10 protein-coding genes are annotated in these 18,656 nt (G+C 72.7%); 3 read left to right on the forward strand and 7 right to left on the reverse strand.

The genetic code is table 11. The features are described from left to right. Positions 1–50: 50 nt before the first annotated feature. Positions 51–2,585, reverse strand: coding sequence for a collagenase (locus AB0C87_RS12360; protein WP_345180990.1), 2,535 nt, complete (start codon positions 2,583–2,585; stop codon positions 51–53). A 316-nt stretch (positions 2,586–2,901) separates the two neighbouring features. On the opposite strand from AB0C87_RS12360, the gene AB0C87_RS12365 reads away from it, so the two are divergent. Continuing rightward, positions 2,902–4,506: an alpha/beta hydrolase gene (locus tag AB0C87_RS12365; protein WP_360577411.1), complete on the forward strand. Its 1,605-nt coding sequence runs from the start codon at positions 2,902–2,904 to the stop codon at positions 4,504–4,506. A 41-nt stretch (positions 4,507–4,547) separates the two neighbouring features. Here AB0C87_RS12365 and AB0C87_RS12370 read toward each other — a convergent pair whose 3' ends face one another. The 6 genes from AB0C87_RS12370 to AB0C87_RS12395 all read right to left on the reverse strand — a co-directional run bounded on the left by AB0C87_RS12370 (position 4,548) and on the right by AB0C87_RS12395 (position 15,169). Next, the gene (locus AB0C87_RS12370; protein WP_360577413.1) at positions 4,548–8,219 is read right to left on the reverse strand and encodes a glycosyl hydrolase; all 3,672 of its coding nucleotides are present in this window, start codon (positions 8,217–8,219) and stop codon (positions 4,548–4,550) included. A 103-nt stretch (positions 8,220–8,322) separates the two neighbouring features. Continuing rightward, positions 8,323–9,150: an ABC transporter permease subunit gene (locus tag AB0C87_RS12375; RefSeq protein ID WP_353835173.1), complete on the reverse strand. Its 828-nt coding sequence runs from the start codon at positions 9,148–9,150 to the stop codon at positions 8,323–8,325. Beyond that, complete coding sequence (locus AB0C87_RS12380; protein ID WP_345175642.1) at positions 9,147–10,121, reverse strand: sugar ABC transporter permease; 975 nt, start codon at positions 10,119–10,121, stop codon at positions 9,147–9,149. Before AB0C87_RS12380 ends, AB0C87_RS12375 begins: the two co-directional genes overlap by 4 nt. A 2-nt stretch (positions 10,122–10,123) precedes the next feature. Beyond that, on the reverse strand, positions 10,124–11,404 hold the full coding sequence (locus AB0C87_RS12385; protein ID WP_345175643.1) for an extracellular solute-binding protein: 1,281 nt from the start codon (positions 11,402–11,404) through the stop codon (positions 10,124–10,126). A 79-nt stretch (positions 11,405–11,483) separates the two neighbouring features. Next, a complete protein-coding gene (locus AB0C87_RS12390; RefSeq protein ID WP_360577415.1) occupies positions 11,484–14,180 on the reverse strand; it encodes a family 78 glycoside hydrolase catalytic domain in 2,697 nt (898 codons plus the stop codon). A 200-nt stretch (positions 14,181–14,380) separates the two neighbouring features. Then, positions 14,381–15,169, reverse strand: a complete 789-nt coding sequence (locus AB0C87_RS12395) for a DeoR/GlpR family DNA-binding transcription regulator (RefSeq protein ID WP_345175645.1) — start codon at positions 15,167–15,169, stop codon at positions 14,381–14,383. Between the two features lie 292 nt (positions 15,170–15,461). Here AB0C87_RS12395 and AB0C87_RS12400 point away from each other — a divergent pair, with 292 nt between their 5' ends. Further along, positions 15,462–16,685 (forward strand): cytochrome P450, encoded by a 1,224-nt coding sequence (locus AB0C87_RS12400; protein WP_360577417.1) that lies wholly within the window; start codon positions 15,462–15,464, stop codon positions 16,683–16,685. Between the two features lie 182 nt (positions 16,686–16,867). Next, the gene (locus AB0C87_RS12405) at positions 16,868–18,535 is read left to right on the forward strand and encodes an ATP-binding protein (RefSeq protein WP_360577419.1); all 1,668 of its coding nucleotides are present in this window, start codon (positions 16,868–16,870) and stop codon (positions 18,533–18,535) included. The last annotated feature ends 121 nt before the right edge of the window (positions 18,536–18,656 follow it).

Raw genomic sequence — 18,656 nt, forward strand, 5'->3', positions numbered from 1 at the left:
GGGCGGACCTCGCGGTCCGGCCCCGGCGATCGGTTCTCGGGGTGGGGGGATCAGTACTCGGACTTCACCGTCACTCCGCTGAACGCCTGCTTGCCGTAGAGGCTGATGTAGTTGTAGCCCGCGGGCGGGTTGGTGATGGTCAGGGTCTCGCCGTTGCCGGCGTTGACGGACCTCTGGGTGTAGGACGTCGACGTGGCCCAGCTGGTGGGGCTGTAGTACAGGTCCGCGTCGCCGGTGCCGCCCGATGACGTGATCTTGATCGACCGCGTGCCGGCCGGCACGTACAGGTACAGGTAGGCCAGGTTGCCCTGGGTGGCCGACAGGTTGCTCCGCTGGCAGTTCTGCCCGAGCTGGCGGGTGTCCGTCCCGGTGCACTCGGTCGTCCCGCCGCCGCCTCCGGCCGACACCGCCAGCTGCTTGGTCGCGGTGCCGGTGGCGCCCTTGTCGTCGGTGACGGTGAGGGTGACGGTGTAGGTGCCGTCCGCGCCGTAGGTGTGGGACGGGTTGGCCGACGTCGAGGTGGCGCCGTCGCCGAAGTCCCACCGCCGGGAGGCGATGGTGCCGTCGGAGTCGGTGGACTGGTCGGTGAAGGAGACCGCCAGGCCGTTCGCCGAGGCGGAGAACCGCGCGGCCGGCGCCTGGTTGCCGCCGCCCCCGCCGCCAGCGCACGCGCCCGACGCGCACGCGGCGAGCCACGTCCACCAGTCGCTGTCGTAGCGGGTGCCGATCGTGCTGGTCAGGAACGTCCGGGCGGCGTTCCAGTTGCCGGTCCGGTAGTAGCCGAGGACGGTCGAGACGTCGCCCGGGTGCTTCTCGAACATGTACCGCACCGCGAGGTAGCCCCAGCGGTAGATGCGGGTCGTGTCATGGCTGTAGGTGGTGTCGAACAGCGTGCTGAGCGCGTAGGTGTTCCGCGCCGCCTCGGTGATCGCCGCGTCGTAGACCTCCTTGCGGTAGGAGTAGGAGACGTACTCGGCGAAACCCTCGATCCACCAGATCGTGGGGGTGGTGACGCCGGCGTTGAAGTCGCCGTACATGTCGAAGCGGCCGTCGAGGTAGTGCGTGTACTCGTGGTTGAGGTTCCAGATCTGGAACGCCGGGCGCACCCATTCGGCCTCGTAGGCGATGAACCGCGGCTGGTTGCCCGCGGCGGCCGGGTCGCCCTCCAGGTACATGCCGCCGTTGTTGGTGTCGATGCCGAACATCGCGCCGGCGTAGGTCTGGTAGTCGGTGCTCGAATCGAAGACGCAGACCTCGATCGTGGTGTTGTTGTCGTTCGCGACGGGCCGGTTCCCGTCCTTCACCAGGCCGTGGAAGTAGGCGTCCTGGTTCTGGAGGCTGGCGCAGCTGTCGGAGAGCTGGGCGGCCGTCATGTCCTGCGCCCGGATCTTGATGCTCGGACTGCAGGTGTGGTTGATGGTGAGGACGTTCGCGGCGAGCCGCTGCGCCAGGTCGCAGGTGCCGTAGTAGGAGCAGTTCGCCTTGTCGTAGTAGTCGGTCATCTCGGCGACGCCGACCCACAGCGGCGCGGTCTTCCCGGTCATGGCGCTCTGCCCGAGCAGCCCCTTGGCCAGCGGCCTGACCTTCGCCTGCATCGCGGTGTGCTGCACGAAGCGGGTCAGCTCGCGGCCCGCGTTGGACGTCAGGTAGCTGCGGTCGGTCCCGAGCAGGGAGAGGTGGCCCGAGGCGAAGGAGTTGAGCGTGTCGAGCACGCTCTGGTCGGCCTGGACCGCCGAGACGAACTCGGGGACCTGGTGGCCGCGGAACAGCACCGTGTAGACGTTGTTCACCGCGTTGAGCATCCACCAGGACGCGTCGTAGGAGCTGTTGTAGCCGGTCAGCAGCCGCTTGACCACGTAGAGGTAGCGGGCGTTCTCCTCCGCGCTGTCGATCAGCGTGACCGCCTCGGCGAGGACCTCGCCGTTGGCGTCGCTGACCGTCGACGACCGGGAGTTGCCGAAGAAGGCGTCCAGACCGGACTGGATCGCCGTCTTCAGCGTGGGGCCGTAGGTCCCCACGGTCGACGGGTTGTACCAGTGGACGTAGTAGCCGGCCCGCAGGTAGAGGACCAGCTGGGCCGTGCCGGTGGTGTTGTCGCCCGGGTAGGAGAGCCCGTTGTCGCGCAGCCCGTACGCGACGCTCGCCATCTGCGACTCCCGGAACGCGTAGTACGCGTCGGTGCCGGTGAGGCTGAACAGCGAGTTGACGCAGTCGGTCGTGGACGACTTGATCTGCTGGACGAGCGCGCTTCCGGAACGGCTCGTGAAGTCACTCGCGCTGCACGCGGCCGCGGCGGCCTTGGCGCTCGTCTTCGGGGCGGCCTTCATGGAAGGGCGCTTGTGCTCCGCCGGCTTCTTCGGCTGGTCGGGGCTGCTCTTCAGGTCGTTCTTGTCGGCGGAGAGCGGCGGCCGGTCCTTGGCGGGCAGCGGCGCCTTCTGGACGTGGCGCGCGTCGCCGCCGTCGGGGCGGACGCTGGCGGGAGGGGGTTTCGGAGCGGCGTTCGCGGGCGGGACGAGGAACGTCGTCCCGAGGGCCACCGCCATTGACGCCAGCAGGCAGCGGGTCGATCTGCGTCTGTTTCTCACGGGGGGTCTTCCTCCATGGGGCGGGCGTCCGGCAGGCGCGCCGGACGGAGTCGCAGGGCTCCGGGGTCCAAGGTCCGGAGGGTCGGGGAAGCGTGCGCCCGCAGTTTGTGGCGCGGAAACGACCCGTGGTCATACGCCGCGCCATCGATCTGGGTTATGGATCTCCCGGACGGATCCCCCCCGAAACGCGGGAAAGGAATTCGCCGAGGTGGCGCCCCCTTTCCGGCCGCGAGACGCCCCCGACGCCGTTTCCGGACAATGACGAAAGAAAGGTGAAATTGTACACTGCAATGTCACAACCACTCTGGAGGTGTCTGTGAGACGACGGAGCAGGACACGCGCGGGCGCCGCGCTCGTCGCGTGCGGCGGGATGCTGGCGGCCGCGGCGCTGGCCGGGCCACCGCCGGCGACCGCGCTGGCCGGGCCGCCGGCGACCGCGGCGGCCGGGGACCCGCCGCGCCTGGACTGGAAGCCCTGCGGCGACGCCGCGACCCCGGCCCTGCAGTGCGCGATGCTGGAGGTGCCCCTCGACCACGCCCGCCCGGACGGGCGCACGGTCAGGATCGCGCTGAACCGGCTCCCGGCCACCGCGCCCCCGGGCGAGCGGCAGGGGCCGATGCTGCTCAACCCGGGCGGGCCCGGAATCAGCGGGCTGTGGATGGCGAGCTGGATCCCCTCCAGGCTGCCGCCCGACGTCGCCGCCTCCTACGACTGGATCGGCTTCGACCTGCGCGGTTCCCAGCACAGCGAGCCGCGCATGTCCTGCGACCCGCACTACTTCGACGGCCCGCGGCCCGACTTCCAGGTCGACCAGGGCACCACGGAGGCGTGGCTGGCGAAGGCGGCGGGCTACGTCGCGAACTGCACCGAGAAGCACTCCCGGCTTCTGCCGCACCTGTCGACGGTCGACCACGTCCGGGACATGGAGTCGATCCGCCGGGCGCTCGGCGCCGAGAAGATCAACTTCTTCGGATGGTCGTACGGCACCACGCTCGGCTCGACGTACGCCCAGTTCTACCCGGGGCACGTCCGCCGCTTCGTCCTGGACAGCATCGTCGGGCCGTCCGTCTCCTGGTACGACCACAACGTCCTCCAGGACCTGCAGCACGAGAAGCGGTTCAAGGCGTTCACCGCGTGGGTCGCCAAGGCCGACGGCGTCTACCACCTCGGCACCGACCCCGCCGGGGTCGAGGCCAAGTGGTACGCCATGCGCACCCGCCTGCGCGAGCACCCCGTCGGCCGGATCGGGCCCGACGAGTTCGACGACACGCAGGTCGCGGGCGGCTACGACGTCCTCCGGTGGCCCCGGCTCGCGACGGTGCTGGCCGCGTACACCAACTCGGGCGACACCGCGCCCCTCGTCACCGCGTACGAGCGCTACGCGGCGCCGGACCCGGCGGACGACTCCTTCGACCTCTACAACGCCGTGATGTGCAGCGACAGCAAGTGGCCGCGCGACTTCCGGTACTGGCGCAAGGACCAGGCGAAGGTCAACGAGAAGGCGCCCTTCTACACCTACAACAACATGTGGTTCAACGCGGGCTGCCTGACCTGGCCCGTCAAGGCGGGGCACCGGCCCAGGATCACCGGGAAGGGACTGCCGCCCCTGCTGCTGTTCCAGGCGACGGACGACCCGGCGACACCGTACGAAGGCGGCCTCGACATGGCGCGGGCCCTGCCGAGCGCACGCCTCGTCGTGGAGAGGGGCGGCGGCAGCCACGCCATCACGTTCGCGGGCAACACATGCCTCGACGACCTCCTGGTCGACTATCTCCGCGGCGGAAAGGTGCCGCCGGACCGCGGCCTGGTAGACCGCACCTGCGCCAAGAACCCTGACCCGGCGCCGGTCTGGGTCACGCCCGCCCCGGCCGTGGCCTCGGGCACGCAGGCGACCGCCGTTCCGCGCCAGTTCGTGAGGTGACGCGGGCCCCGGCCGCCGCGCGGCGCTACCGTCCCGTTCGGTCAGCGCCCGCCGGCGGCCGGGGCCTCCACGAGCAGTCGGACGGGGCCGAAGAGGCCCGAGACTCGCTGGCCCTGAAAGACGAAATGCGTGGGGCTGACCTCGTCGAGGTAGGGCGCGAGGGTTCCGCAGACGAGGATCTCGATCTCGTTGTCGCCTTCGCGCAGGGCCGCTCCGATGTCGAAGCGGTACGGGGCGCAGATGCGCACCCCGGCCGGGTCGCCGTTGACGGTGACTTCGGCGGTGCCGCGCACCCGTCCGAGGTCGAGCGTGACCGCGCCCGCGGGCATGGTGAGGCGGAACGAGCGCCGGTAGCGGACGGCGCCGCTGTAGCCGGCGAGTCCCGCGTCCTCCCAGTCGCCCAGCCCGATGGTTCCGCGACCCACGGTGAAACGCACCGGCCCCGCGAGCGCCGCGCCCGCCCGGTGACCGGGGAGGGTGCGAATCCGCAGCTCCGCCGTCCGGCCGGATGGAGCCTCCGGGCCCGGCAGCGCCATCTCGGGGGCCGGGGACAAAGGCTCCCCGTCCAGAGTCGCTTCCAGCAGTTCACCGCGGACGTCGACGGCCATACCCGTCGCCCCGGGCGGGACGGCGAAACGCAGCCTCTCCACCCGCGGTGCCGCGTCCGGCATCGCGAGCGTCGCCGGGAGGACGACGCCCGTCTCCCGGTCGTCCTCAAGCCATGCCGCGCCGGGCAGCGGATGAGGCCGCCGCCGCAGGTGCAGGGACGCCGGGTCGCCGTACTGCGCGCGCCGCGCCGCGACGGGCACCGGGGCGCCGTCGCGCGTCGCGGTCCAGCTGGCGCCGGACACGACGGGTCCGTCCACGAGGACCTCGGGAGGCGGGCCGCCTTCGGTGAGGACCAGGGCCAGGTCGCCGCCCGCCACGCGGTAGCGGCCGACGCGCGGGACCTCCTGCTCGGCGTACGGGTCGAATCCCCCCTGGCGGCCGACCTCCTCGCCGTCGACGAGGACGCGGCAGGGCGCGGCCGAGGCCACCTGGATCGTCGCGCCGTCGGCCGACTCCGGGAGCGGGACGCGGAGCGCGATCTCGGCTCCCGGCCGCGCGGGGCCCGCCGCCGTGATCCACTCCGGCCGCCGGTAGCGCTCGCGGTCGGTGACGACGGCGAGGTGGGCCCGCAGCCGGACGTCCTCGTCGGGGACCAGCCGGACCTCGACGTCATGCTCACCGGCGGGGACCGGCACCTCGGCGATCGCCAGATGGCCCCGGTCGGCCAGGGGGACGGCGGCGCCGTCCACTCGCAGCGTCTTGGCGGCCGCGGCGCCGACGGCCACGAAGCCGCCGTCACCGGGCACGGTCAGGCGGGTCCGGAACACGACCGCGTCCCCGGACCGCACCTCCCCGAAGTCGAGGAACTCCTCAGGCACGTGTCCCTTGGGGCCGAGGAAGGCGCGGTGCAAGGTGTCCTTGCGGATGCCGCGGGAGTCGGAGTACACCGAGGGCCGCCATCGCCCCTCGCTCTCCCTGGACCAGACACCGTGCGGGCCGAACGTCGCGTGCGCCTCGGACCACGCCGGCTCCGCCTCCGGTCGGTGACTCATGGTCCAGCGTTCCAGGAGAACGTCCTGACCGGCGGGTCTGGCGAAATCGCCCCAGGCGTTGTCGAGCGTCGGAACCAGGTCCATCGTCCAGGACGTGCCGAGGTCGAGGAGGGTCTGCTGCCTCGCGGGGGCCGGATCCGGCGCCGCGACATCCTCGCCGCCGGGGAAGAGGAGCAGCGCGGCGGGCCCGTCGTCGAACGGGACGACGATCTCGACGGACGTCCCGTCCACCGCGCGCGTCTCCAGCCGGCGCGGCGGACCCCCGAACGGGCTCGCGAGGAACGCCGGGCCGCGCACGCCCCGGACCCGCACCCGCATGTCCCGCAGGTACCGGCCGGGATCGAAGTCGTAGGTCACGTCGAGCCAGCCGAGGTCGGCCCCGCGCTCGTCGGGCCGCCCCACCGACACGCGGCTGGCCATCGACGGCGCGGCCGTCAGGAACACCAGCGTGGTGCCGTCGACCTCCCGGACGAGGGCGGGCACCGGCGCGTCCACCCGGCGGACGCCGGCGAGCACGGCGCCGAGAGCTCCGGTGTCCGGCACGACCTCCAGCACGGCGCGGAGCCCGGCCACCGCCTCGTCCGCGCCCGGGTCGCCGACCCCGCGACGAGGCGGCGCGCCAACCGCGACGACACGGCCGCCGTCCTCGGCGAACGCGGTGAGCCTGCGGGCCGTCTCCCCTTCCAGTACCGCGCAGGACGGGAGGAGGACGACGCCGTACGACTCGTCCGCGACGTCCAGCCGTCCTTCGGCGACCCTGGCACGCTGCACGGAGTCGTCGTCCACCACGTCGGCGTCGATCCCCAGCTGGTCGAGCACGCCGGGCACCATCCGGAACCAGGCCATGTCGCCGACCAGTTCCCGGTAGGTCTCCTGCGCCAGCACGGCGTCCGGGTCCACGCCGTCGAGCCGCGTCCCGGCCTGCGCGGTCGCGGTCGGGAACAGCACGGCCACGTCGCACACGTGCCGCCCCAGAGAGAGGGCGGCGCAGAGCCTGGCGACGGCGTCCGCGAAGACACGGTGGTGCCGCCAGTAGGGCTGACGCCAGTCGGTGGACGGCGGCGCCCACTCCCACCAGCCCGCCTTGGTCGTGTAGTAGACGGCATGCGGGTTGTAGAGGGTCGCCCCAGAGCGCAGCCACGGCAGCAGCCAGTCGAAGGTCTCCTCCAGCGTCCCGCCCCAGCCGCTGGAATGGAACGCCTCGATCCAGGTCCGGTCCCGGCCGTACAGGTGCGCGAGCGACGAGTGGACGCGGGCGTCGCCGTGGTGGTCGGACCCGGGAGCGCCGAACCAGCGGTGCGTGCGCGCGTAGTCGGCGTACAGCCTGACCCCGTCCACGGGAAGCCCGGCCCGCGCCGGGTCCTGCTGGTCGCAGCCGTGCAGCAGCCCGTACCGCTCGTGCCATTCGGCCAGCGGCCGGAAGAACGCGTCCTCGGCCAGCTCGGCGCGGGTGAGATGGTAGTCGCGGCGGATCCGGAAGGCGTCCTCGCCGCCGCTCCCCCACAGCGCCGCGAGGTGCGGTCCCAGGTCGTAGCCGCGGCGCCGCGCGAACTCGCCGGCGAACCCCTCCGACCAGGTCGGCAACGACGGCAGCTCGTCCTGGAACGACCCCACGATCACCTTGCCGAGCCGGTGCCCCAACCGCCGCGCGAACTCGCCGTGCACGCGGTCGAGGAGCGCCGCGCACGCCTCCGCCGACAGGTAGTCGAAGCCGCGCACGTCCGCCGTCCCGTCCGGCCGGAGCCAGCGCCCCGCGTACTCCGGGACGTCGCGCACCAGGCAGGCCTGCAGGTCGGCGCCGGAGAACCCGAGCTGGTCGTAGAACCACAGGGACACGCCCAGCTCGGCGGCGTCCTCGCAGACCGCGTCCAGCAGGTCCCACCACTCGGTGGAGAAGAACGGCGGATCGTCGGCGTCCGAGCCGAACATCGGACCGGACGGCGCCAGGTTCAGCACGACCAGGTTGTGGACGCCGCCCTCGGCGAACCGTTCGAGCTGGTCGCGCAGCCGCCGCCGGTCGAGCCGCTCCCCGCTCCACCACCAGATGGGCGCGGGCGAGAACGCCCGCGGCGGCACGTCCAGCACCTCCCCCAACCGCCCCGAAATTCTCATGCCCTGCTCCCTGTGGGGGGCGACCCCCCACACCCCCCGGTTCGCTCCGCTCATCCCTGCTCCCTGTGGGGGGCGACCCCCCACACCCCCCGGTTCGCTCCGCTCATCCCTTGAGCCCGCTCGCAAACCCCTTGATCACATACCTCTGCAGCACCAGGAAGATCACGATGATCGGGAGGGCGGCGAGGACCAGGCCGGCGAAGACCAGGCCGTAGTCCGAGACGTACTGGCCCACGAAGGCGAAGACCCGCACCGGCACCGTCTCGCGCGCCGATCCGCCCAGGTACAGCAGCGGTGTGAAGAAGTCGTTCCAGATGAACACGGCGTTGAGGATCAGCACCGTGCCGGTGATCGGCCGCAGCAGCGGGAACACGACCCGGGTGAAGGCCTGCAGGTGGCCCGCGCCGTCGATCAGCGCCGCGTTGGCGTAGTCGCCCGGCAGCGCCCGGATGAACCCCGTGTACAGGAAGATCGTGAACGGCAGCTGGATGCCGGTGTAGAAGATGATCATCCCTTGGTAGGTGCCGAGCAGGCCCGCCGAGTCGGCGAGCTTGAACAGCGGGATCATGCCGAGCTGGAACGGCAGCACGATGCCGAGCAGGAACAGCACGTACAGCGTGAAACCGAGCCGCGTGGCGCAGCGGGCCAGGAAGTAGGCTGCGAACGCCCCGATCGCGATGAGCGCCACCAGGCTCACCACCGTGATCACCGTGCTGTTCACCAGCGCCGAGCCGAGCGAGGCCCGCGACCAGGCGTCGGAGTAGTTGCCGAACGTCGGCGACGACGGCGGCGCCAGCGGCGCCGAGGCGATCTGCTGCTTGTCCTTCAGCGACAGCGTGATGAGCGCGTACACCGGGAACAGGAACGCCAGCGCGACCGCGATCATCACGACTTCCAGGGCGAACGTGCGCAGTCCGTAACGCAGGCTCATGCCACCTCCCGACCGCGCAGGTACCGGATCTGGATCAGCGAGACCGCGGCGACGAACAGCGCCAGGACCAGCGCGATCGCCGTGCTGTAACCGTAGTTGCCGAACACGAACGCCTGCTTGTACAGGACGGTCGACAGCGTCTCGCTGGCGTGGCCGGGCCCGCCGCTCGTGGCCGCGTAGACCTGGTCGAACAGCTTGAGCCCGCCGATGGTCGACAGCATGACGTTGATCGTGACGGCGGGCGCGAGCAGCGGCCAGGTGACGCTGCGGAACCGCTGGAACCGCCCGGCGCCGTCGATCATCGCGGCCTCGTGCAGCTCCGCGGGCACGCCCTCCAGCCCGGCCAGGAAGATGACCATCGAGTATCCGGAGAACTGCCAGATCACCATGCCGGCCACCGACCACAGCGCGAGCGAGGGGTCGCCGAGCCAGTCCTGACGCAGGGAGCCGAGCCCCACCGCGCCGAGGATCCCGTTGAGCCCCGCGTCCGGCGCCGGGTTGTAGACGTACTTCCACAGGAACGCGACCATCACGGGGCTGACGACCGCGGGCGCGAAGAAGACGACCCGCAGCACCGCGCGCGACCGGATGCGCGTGTGCACGCCCAGCGCGAGCAGCAGCCCGATGCCGTTCTGGACGACCACGATCGCGACCGTCAGCAGCAGCGTGTTGACCAGCGACCCGCGCGCGGCGTCGTCCCGCAGCAGGCGGCCGAAGTTGTCGACGCCGACGAACGACCGGTCGCCGATGCCGTTCCAGTCGGTGAAGGCGTAGACGATCCCGCTGGCGCTCGGATACAGGACGATCAGCGCGTACACCAGCAGGGCGGGCGCGGCGAACCACCACGGCGGGGTCAGGAAGCCGCCGCGCCGGCGGCGGCGGGGCGGCGCCGGGAGGCGCGCCGCGCTCTCGGGAGGTCCCGCGGCACCGGCCGCCGAGGCGGCCGGTGCCGGACGTGCGGTCGGGGGCACGGCTACTTCTTCCGGTAGGTCTCGTCCAGCTTGGCCAGGCCCGCGGCCACCGTCGTCTTGCCCGCGAGCAGCTCCTGCACCAGCGCGAAGTGGGCGGGCTGCACCTCGGCGTTCGGCCACGCCTGGTCCATGAACGGGTCGGCCTTGTCGCCGTCCAGGTACGGCAGGAACGGCTCCAGGACCGGGTCGATCTTGGAGGAGGAGTCGCGGACGAGCGGGACGCAGGCGACGGCCTCGGCCCAGCGGTTGATGTTCTGCTGCTCGCCGAGGAACTCGACGAACTTCTCGGCGGCCTCCTTGTTCTTGCTGCGGGCGCTGACGCCGAGCCCCACGACGACCCCGGCGGGGATCCGCACCTGGGCCGCGTCGTCCGCGCCCGGCACCGGGAACATCGACAGGTCGGCGGCGTTCGCGGCGGCCTTGCGGAAGTCGGGCAGGACGGCCGAGACCTGGATCGCCATGGCGGCCTTGCCGGTGGCGACCATGGACGTCTGCTGCTCGAAGGTCGTGCCGTTGGGGTTGTCGTTGAAGTACCCGCGCTTCTGCAGGTCCAGGTACATCTCGAGGGCCTGCACCCAGCCGGACTGGGCGAAGGACGCCGACCCCGCCTGCATCTGGCTGTCGAACTGCGGGTTCTTGGCGTACACGGTGGACGGCACCAGCGCGTAGGTGATCAGCTGCGTGACCCAGGGGGTCTGCGCGCCGAGCGCGATCGGGACCGTGCCCTTCTTCTTGAGCTTCTCGCAGACGTCGAGGAACTCGCTCCAGGTCTTCGGCGGTTCCACTCCGGCCTTCTCGAAGACCTTCGTGTTGTAGATGGCGCCGATGACGCTCGACCCGGCGGAATAGATGAAGGTCTTGCCGTCCTTCTGGAACGCCGGCTTCAGGCTCGCCGGGATCTTCTTCGTCCACGCCTGGCCGCTCAGGTCGGCGAGCAGCCCGGCCTGGGCGATCTGCGCCATGCTCATGGCGCTGCCGTTGCCCGGGTAGACGACGTGCAGGTCGGGGGCGTTGCCCGCGCCGAGCTGGGTGCGCACCGACGTCTGCACCTGGTCGGTGGGTGCGAACGAGGTGCTGAACTTGGCGCCGGTGTAGGCCTTGGTGAGCAGGTCGAGCGCCTTCTGCTGGTCGGCGACGCCCACCAGGCGCAGGGTCCCCGAGCCGCCGGACGACCCCCCGCAGGCGGCCAGTCCCGCCGGCAGCGCGGCCGCGGCCGCGACTCCTCCGGTCATCCGCAGGAATCCTCGGCGGCTGAGGGCCGCGTTCTGGAACGACGATGTCATCTTTCCTCCTCGCGTTCGCGGCGCGGACCGCCGGGGTGGCGGCGGTCCCGGCCGCGGCCGTCCCTCGCGGGGACGGACGTCATTGAAGGGCCGCCGTGAAGCGGTAGTCCCCCGAGCCGGTCCGGCAGCGGAGCTCCCCCCGCGCCGTTCCGGCGACCGAGACCCCGGGGGCGTCCGCCACCGGGATCCCGCTCTCGCGCACACCGTCCGGGTCGTCGGTGGGGATGTGGACGGTGGCGGTCGCGCCCGGCGGCACCGCCACCCGCAGTTCGAACACGCCGTCGCGGCGGGTCCAGGCGGTGGAGACGGCGCCGCGCACCGACTCGTAGCGGGCGCTCGCCGCCGTGAGCCCGCCGGGCCTCGGCCGGATCAGCAGGTCGCGGTAGCCGGCCGAGCCGGGCGCCTGGTCGAGGCCGGCGACACCCCGGTAGAGCCACTCGCCGACCGAGCCGAGCGCGTAGTGGTTGAAGGAGTTCATCGCCGCGGCCTGGAACCCGCGCTCGGCGGTGTAGCCGTCCCAGCGCTCCCATACGGTGGTCGCGCCGTGCCGCAGCGGGAACAGCCAGGACGGCGGGTCGGTGCGGCGCAGCAGGGCGTGCGCGAGGTCGGCGCGGCCGTGCGCGTCGAGGACCGGCGCGATCAGCCCCACGCCGAGGAACCCGGTGGTGAGGCCGGGCCCGGCCTCCTCGACGAGTTCGGCGAGGCGGCGCACCGCGCCCGGCACGAGCTCGCCGGGGAGCAGCTCGAACGCCAGGGCCAGCAGGTAGGCGGTCTGGGTGTCGCCGGCGACCCGCCCGTCCGGCGACGTGAACCGCTCGGCGAACGTCTTGCGGACGTGGGCCGCGAGCGCGCCGTACCGGGCCGCGGCCTCGTCCGCGCCGAGGATCTCGGCGGCGCGCGCCGTCAGCGCGGCGCTGCGGGCGAAGTAGGCGGTGGCGAGGACGTCGCGCGGGGTGGGGGCGGGCGCGAGCCAGTCGGCGAAGTGCGGGCCGGTGCGGCGGGTCCACACCAGGTCGGGGTTGTGCCGGTGGACGTGGTCGACCCAGGCGCACATGGCGTCGAGGTTGCGCTCAAGGAAGCGCTCGTCCCCGTACACGCGGTAGAGGTGCCAGGGGACGAGGACGCCCGCGTCGCCCCAGCCGGGCGCGCCCTCGTCGGCCACGCCCGCGATCCTCGGCGCCACGTTGCCGAACGCGCCATCCGGCGACTGGGCGCCGCGCACCTCGCGCAGCCAGCCGTCGAAGAACGCGGCGACGTCGGCGTTGAGGCACGCGGTCGGCAGGAAGACCTGCGCGTCGGCCAGCCAGCCGAGCCGCTCGTCGCGCTGCGGGCAGTCGGTGGGGACGCTGACGAAGTTGGAGCGCTGCCCCCAGGAGATCGCCTGGTGGAGGCGGTCGACGTCCGGGTCGGAGCAGGTGAACTCCCCCGCCCAGGGCGTGTCGCTGTGCAGCACCACACCGGTGACGTCGGCCGCGTCGAGCGCGCCCAGGCCGGTCACCTCGGCGTACCGGAAGCCATGGTAGGTGAAGCGCGGCTCGAAGACGGCCTCGGCGTCCTCGCCCGCGATCAGCACGTCCGTCGCGTCGGCGGTGCGCAGGTTGGCGGTGTAGAGCGCGCCCGCCTCGTCCAGGGCCTCGCCGTGCCTGACGACCACCCGGTCGCCCGGGGTCAGGCCGCGGGCGGTGAGCCGGACGCGTCCGGCGAAGTTCTGCCCGAAGTCGACCAGGAACCGGTCGCCGGCGATGCGGGCGACCGACCGCGCCGGCAGCTCGCGGACGGCGCGGACCGGCGGCGCGACCGTGGCGGTGAGCCTGCTCCGGTCGGTGGCGGCGACCCAGGCGGGAAGCCATCCCGCGCGGTCGCGGTCGCCGGCGGGCAGGTCCCAGCCCGGGGTCTCGCGGCGCAGGTCGTGGCACTCCCCCATGAGCAGGTCGGCGTACCGGACGGGCGACCGCGCGCTCTGCCAGTCGCCGCCGGTCGCGATCACGTCGGTGGTCCCGTCGGCGTGCACGAGGTGCAGCTCGGCCAGCAGTTGCGGGAACGTTCCGTAATGCGCGCCCGAGCGGCGCTCGTCGAAGCCGACGAACCCGCTCCACCAGCCGTCCGCGACCGTGGCGGCCAGCATGTTGGCGCCCGTCCGGACCAGGTCGGTGACATCGTGGACCTGGTAGTCGACGCGGTCCCGGTAGTCCGTCCAGCCGGGGGCGAGCTCGGCGTCCCCGACCCGCGCGCCGTTGAGGCGCATCTCGTAGACGCCGCGGGCGGTGACGTAGAGGCGCGCGGCGACCGGCGCGGCGGCGGACTCGAACGCCTTCCGCAGCCGGACGGCGGGCTGGAGGCCGTGGTCGGCGAGGGCGAGCTCGCCCTCCTCGGGCGCGTCCACGACGTCCTGGACGGACGGGTCGTGCGTGATCCAGGCGGCCGACCACGCGGACGGGCTCAGCATCCCGGTCTCGAACCAGGACTCCTCCCGCGAGGAGGCGCCGGCCGCGTCGGTGACCGTGACCGTCCAGCGGTAGCGGGTGCGGGGCCGCAGGGCGGGGCCGCGGTAGCGGACGGAGACGGCGGACGGGTCGGCCACGGCGCCGGTGTCCCAGACCCGGGCGCCGTCGTCGGCGTGGACCCGGACCTGGAAACCGGCGGGCGCGTCGCCGCGCCGGCCGGAGGCCAGCCGCCACGACAGAAGCGGCGCGGGCTCGTCGACCCCGAGCGGCTCCGCCCGGTGGTCGCAGCGGAGGCCGTACGGCGCGAGACCTCGGCCCAGGGAACCCGTCACTCACCCACTCCGATCGCAATCCCAACAAGGTGGGCTGTGAAGTTAACGTTAAAAAATGTGAGCTTGAGAGTAGGAGGGTGCCGAACAGGGTGTCAAGGTGCAGGATCCGGTCGATTTCGGCCGTACCAAACCGGTGGGGGGAACGCCGTCGCCGGCGCGTCCGAGGGACTCGCCGGCGCCCGTGACCGGGGGGACCGCCGTCAGGCGGTCGCCAGCTCGTAGGCCACCTTGTGCTCGTCGAGCTCGCGCAGCGCGTCGGCCCCGGCGCCGTCGTCGACGATGACGCGGTCGAACGCCGACAGCGGCGCCACCCGGTGCAGCGCCACCCGGCTGAGCTTGGAATGGTCGATCAGCAGCACGCTGCGGGCCGCCGCGCCGAGCATCGCGCGCTTCACCGAGACGATGCGCTGCTCCTGGTGGTAGGCGAACCCGCCGGACACCGCGGAGGTCGACACGAAGCACAGGTCCACGTTGAGCGCCTCGATCGCGTCCACGCACGAGACGCCGAGGAACGAGTCGTGCAGCGGGTCGTAGTCGCCGCCGAGCGCCATCAGCCGGATGTCGCGCTCGGCGGACAGCAGGTTGACGGCCTGGAGGAAGTTGGTGACGACCGTCAGGGGGGCCACGCCGGCCAGCCTGCGCGCCAGCGCCAGCGCCGTGGTGGAGTCGTCCAGCATGACCGCCATGCCCGGCTCGATCATCTCGACGGCCAGGGCGGCGACGGCGTCCTTCGCGGGCCGCATCGACTTCATCCGGTAGGCGACGCTGCTCTCGAACACTCCGGACGGCTGCGCGGTCACCCCGCCGCGGTGCTTGCGGACGACGCCCTGGCGTGCGAGCTCGTCGAGGTCGCGGTGGATCGTCATGAGGCTGACGCCGAAGCGCTCGGCGAGCCCGGCGGCCGAGACCGAGCCGGCGGACAGGACGATGTCGGCGATGTCCTGCCGGCGCCGCTCCGGTCCCCGCGCGCCTCCGCCCTGCTCGACCATCCGGAACCTCCCGTGGCCGGCGCGCGCGACGGGCTGTCGCGGAGGCCGGGCGCCACACAAGGTAACACGTTCGGATGGTTTGTTAACACACGGGTCAGCCGGGTTGACGCGGCCCGTCGGAGCGCCCGCCGCGTGCGCGGCCCCCGCGTCCCCCGGCGCCGCTCCGCCCCCCTCCGCGGCGCGAGTACCACACGATCGAAATAACACCTAATTCGTGAATATCTTGCCGCGAGGTGATCATGGGGGAAAGGATGGGCCCTCTGTCACTTACCTCATCTCCGAATGGGACAGAATGACGACGAGCCCCCTTCCTCCCTTTCCCGCCGCGGACGAGAGCCCGCTCGACACGTGCCTGCGGCTGCGGGAGATCGCTCCCGTGGTCGAGGTGGAGTTCCCCGGCGGCGTGCCCGCCTACCTGGCGCTGACCCACGACGCCGTCCGGGAGATCCTCGCCGGGGACAACCGGACCTTCCTGCGGGAGCCGGAGCACTGGCCCGCGCTGCACGACGGGTCGATCCCCGAGGACTGGCCGCTGCGCGCCATCGTCGAGGGCGGTCACCTGTCCACCAAGGACGGCGCCGACCACCGGCGGCTGCGCGGCCTGGTCGGCAAGGCGTTCACGCCCGCGCGGGTGAAGGCGCTGGAGCCGCGCGTCCGGCAGATCGTGGAGGGCCTGCTCGACGACGTGGTGACCGCGGGGGACGTCGTCGACATCGTTCCCGCCTTCACCGAGGCACTGCCCATCTGGGTGATCTGCGAATTGTTCGGTGTCCCCACCGAGGACCGGCCCCGCGTGCGCGAGTGGACCGCCGCGCTTCTGGCGCACACCACTCCGCCGGAAAAGGCGTTCGCGACGCAGAACGCCCTTCAGGCCTATCTGCACCAGCTGGTGGAGAACAAGCGCCGGACTCCCGGCGACGACCTCACCACCGGCCTGGTCCAGGCCGGCGACGAGGGCGACAAGCTCACCACCGACGAGCTGGTCGGCGTGCTGTGGCTGATGCTGATCGCCGGCCACGAGACCACCGTCCACCTCCTCGGGCACGCCATCATCGCGCTGTCCCAGAACCCCGACCAGCTCGAACTGGCCAAGGCCGGCGACCGCTGGGACGACGTGGTCGAGGAGACCCTGCGCTACCGCCACTCGGTCATGATGACCAGCTTCCGCTTCACCGCGGAGGACGTGACGATCGCCGGGGTGCGGATCCCCAAGGGCCAGGCCGTCGGCGTCGTCTACCAGGCGAGCGGCCTCGACCCGGCCGAGCACGGCGAGGACGCCGACCGCTTCGACATCACCCGGGAGCAGAACTCCCGCCTCGTGTTCGGCCACGGCCCCCGGTACTGCATCGGCGCGTCGCTGGCCCGGCTGGAGGGCCGGCTGGCGCTCGCCGCTCTGTACCGGCGGCTGCCGGAGCTCTCCCTCGCCGTCGACCCGGACGACGTCCCCTACTCGCCGTCGTTCTTCACCGTCGGCCCGCTCAGCCTGCCGGTCGCCCTCGGCCCCGTCCGGCCCTGACGGCCCGTCCCGGTCCGGCGGCCGAGGCCGCCGGACCGGGACGGAACGACCATTTTCTGTGATCACCTGTGTGCCCCCGGCATTTTGGTGCATCCTTGTCACGCCTTATACCGATATGACCACCGTGCAGTGGGTCGAGGAGTCCTGCACACCAGTCACCGACGCTCACAGGGACGAGAGGGATGGCAACGGGAGCGGATCGAGCACCCACCGAGCGCGCCGCGCTGGAACGCGCCTTCTGGGTCTGGCTGATCGTGGCGATCGTCGGCGGCGGCGCCTGGCTCGGAGCACTTCTGGCCGTGGACCAGGGCTCGCGGACCGTCGTCGCCGTGGGCGGCGGCGCGGGGACGCTCCTGGTGAGCCTCCTCGCCGGGACCGCGGCCTACTACGCCGAGTGCGCGCGAGCCGCCCGCGCCCGGCTGGCCCGGGTCGAGGGCGAGAGCGACCTCCTGGAGCGCCGGCTCCACGAGCTGGTCGACGGTCCCCTCCCGGCGCTGATCGAGCGGCTCCACGCCGGAGCCTCGCCGGACGAGACCCTGACCGAACTGCAGGCCGTCCCGAACCACCTGCTGGGCCGCCTGGTGCGCCTGGTCGCGGAGGGCGTCGCCGCGAGCGAGCGGCACGCGTCCCGGGCCGAGGCCGAGCTGGCCGCCCTGGAGGAGGAGGTCGACCGGCTCGCCGACTCGACGCTGCCCGTCCTCATCGAGCGGATCCGCGGCGACCGCGCCTCGGCCGCGTCCGTGCTGGCCGAGTTCCCGGCGCCCGCGCACGCCGCGCTCGACCGGCTCCTGCGCGCGCTCGCCGACGACGTGGCCGCCGGGGAGCGCACCCGGGCGGCGGCCATGGCGGCCTCCGCCGCCGCGGCGGCGCGGATCCAGGCGCAGACGACCCGCATGCTCGCCCAGCTCCGGGAGCTGGAGGACCGCTACAGCGAGGACGACGTCTTCGGCGACCTGCTCGACCTCGACCACCACGTCTCCCAGATGGGGCGCCTCGCCGACAGCATCGCGCTGCTCAGCGGCGGGCGCTCGGGGCGTCGCTGGACCAAGCCCATCGTGCTGGAGAGCGTCATCCGCGGCGCCATGGGGCGGATCGCCTCCTACCAGCGCGTCCAGTACCACTCGACCAGCACCGCCGCCATCGCCGGCTTCGCCGCCGAGGGCGTCATGCACGCGCTGGCCGAGCTGATGGACAACGCGGCCAACTTCTCCCCGCACGGCTCGGCCGTGCACGTCTACGCGGAGGAGGAGGACGCCGGGATCGTCATCACGATCGAGGACAGCGGGCTCGGGATGCGCCAGCGCGAGCGGGAGCGCGCCGAGCGGCTGGTCTCCGACGCCGCCGACCTGACGTCGCTGCCCGGCACCCGGCTGGGCCTCGCGGTGGTCGGGCGGCTGGCGGGCAAGCACGGCCTGCGCGTCAACTTCCGGCCGTCCTCGCGCGGCGGCGTCGGCGTCGTCGTGCTGATCCCGCGCCAGCTCGTCACCCACTCCGTCGGCGCCGCCGGCGCGGGAACCCTGGCGGAGTCCATCCGCAGCGCGCCCAGGAGCACCGGCGCGCGCGCCACCCGGCCCGCCCGCGAACCCGCCCCGGCCCTGGCCGCCGTGGCGGCGCCCGCGGCGCCCGCGGCGGACGGCTCGGACCCGGCGGCGTACCTGCCCAAGCGCCGCCGCGGCGCCACCCTCACCGACATGGTGGAGCCGCAGGCGGCCCCGCCTCCCCTCCCCCGCGACCCCGGGGCGCGGTTCGCCGCGTTCCGCGCGTCCACCTCGGGGAGCCACCGAACGACCGGCGGCGCCGAGACCGGCGCCGACCAGGAGGACCCGTCCACCGGAGTCCCCGATCAGTAGGGCGCATGGCCCGGCGCGCCGTCCCGCGGACGGCCGCCGGCCGACCGGTCCCGGCGGCCTCGTCCGGACCGCAGGATCGACAGATAGGAGGCAGGGGCCCGCGTCTGCGGCGGACGCAGCC

This window comes from Actinomadura sp. NPDC048021 (assembly GCF_040653135.1).
Classification (GTDB): Bacteria; Actinomycetota; Actinomycetes; order Streptosporangiales; family Streptosporangiaceae; genus Spirillospora; species Spirillospora verrucosospora.

What these genes read in the sequence shown, in the direction of transcription:
- AB0C87_RS12395 (WP_345175645.1), bottom strand. Translation starts at nt 15,169, where the DNA reads ATGGTCGAGCAGGGCGGAGGCGCGCGGGGACCGGAGCGGCGCCGGCAG.
- AB0C87_RS12405 (WP_360577419.1), top strand. Translation starts at nt 16,868, where the DNA reads ATGGCAACGGGAGCGGATCGAGCACCCACCGAGCGCGCCGCGCTGGAA.
- AB0C87_RS12385 (WP_345175643.1), bottom strand. Translation starts at nt 11,404, where the DNA reads ATGACATCGTCGTTCCAGAACGCGGCCCTCAGCCGCCGAGGATTCCTG.
- AB0C87_RS12400 (WP_360577417.1), top strand. Translation starts at nt 15,462, where the DNA reads ATGACGACGAGCCCCCTTCCTCCCTTTCCCGCCGCGGACGAGAGCCCG.
- AB0C87_RS12370 (WP_360577413.1), bottom strand. Translation starts at nt 8,219, where the DNA reads ATGAGAATTTCGGGGCGGTTGGGGGAGGTGCTGGACGTGCCGCCGCGG.
- AB0C87_RS12375 (WP_353835173.1), bottom strand. Translation starts at nt 9,150, where the DNA reads ATGAGCCTGCGTTACGGACTGCGCACGTTCGCCCTGGAAGTCGTGATG.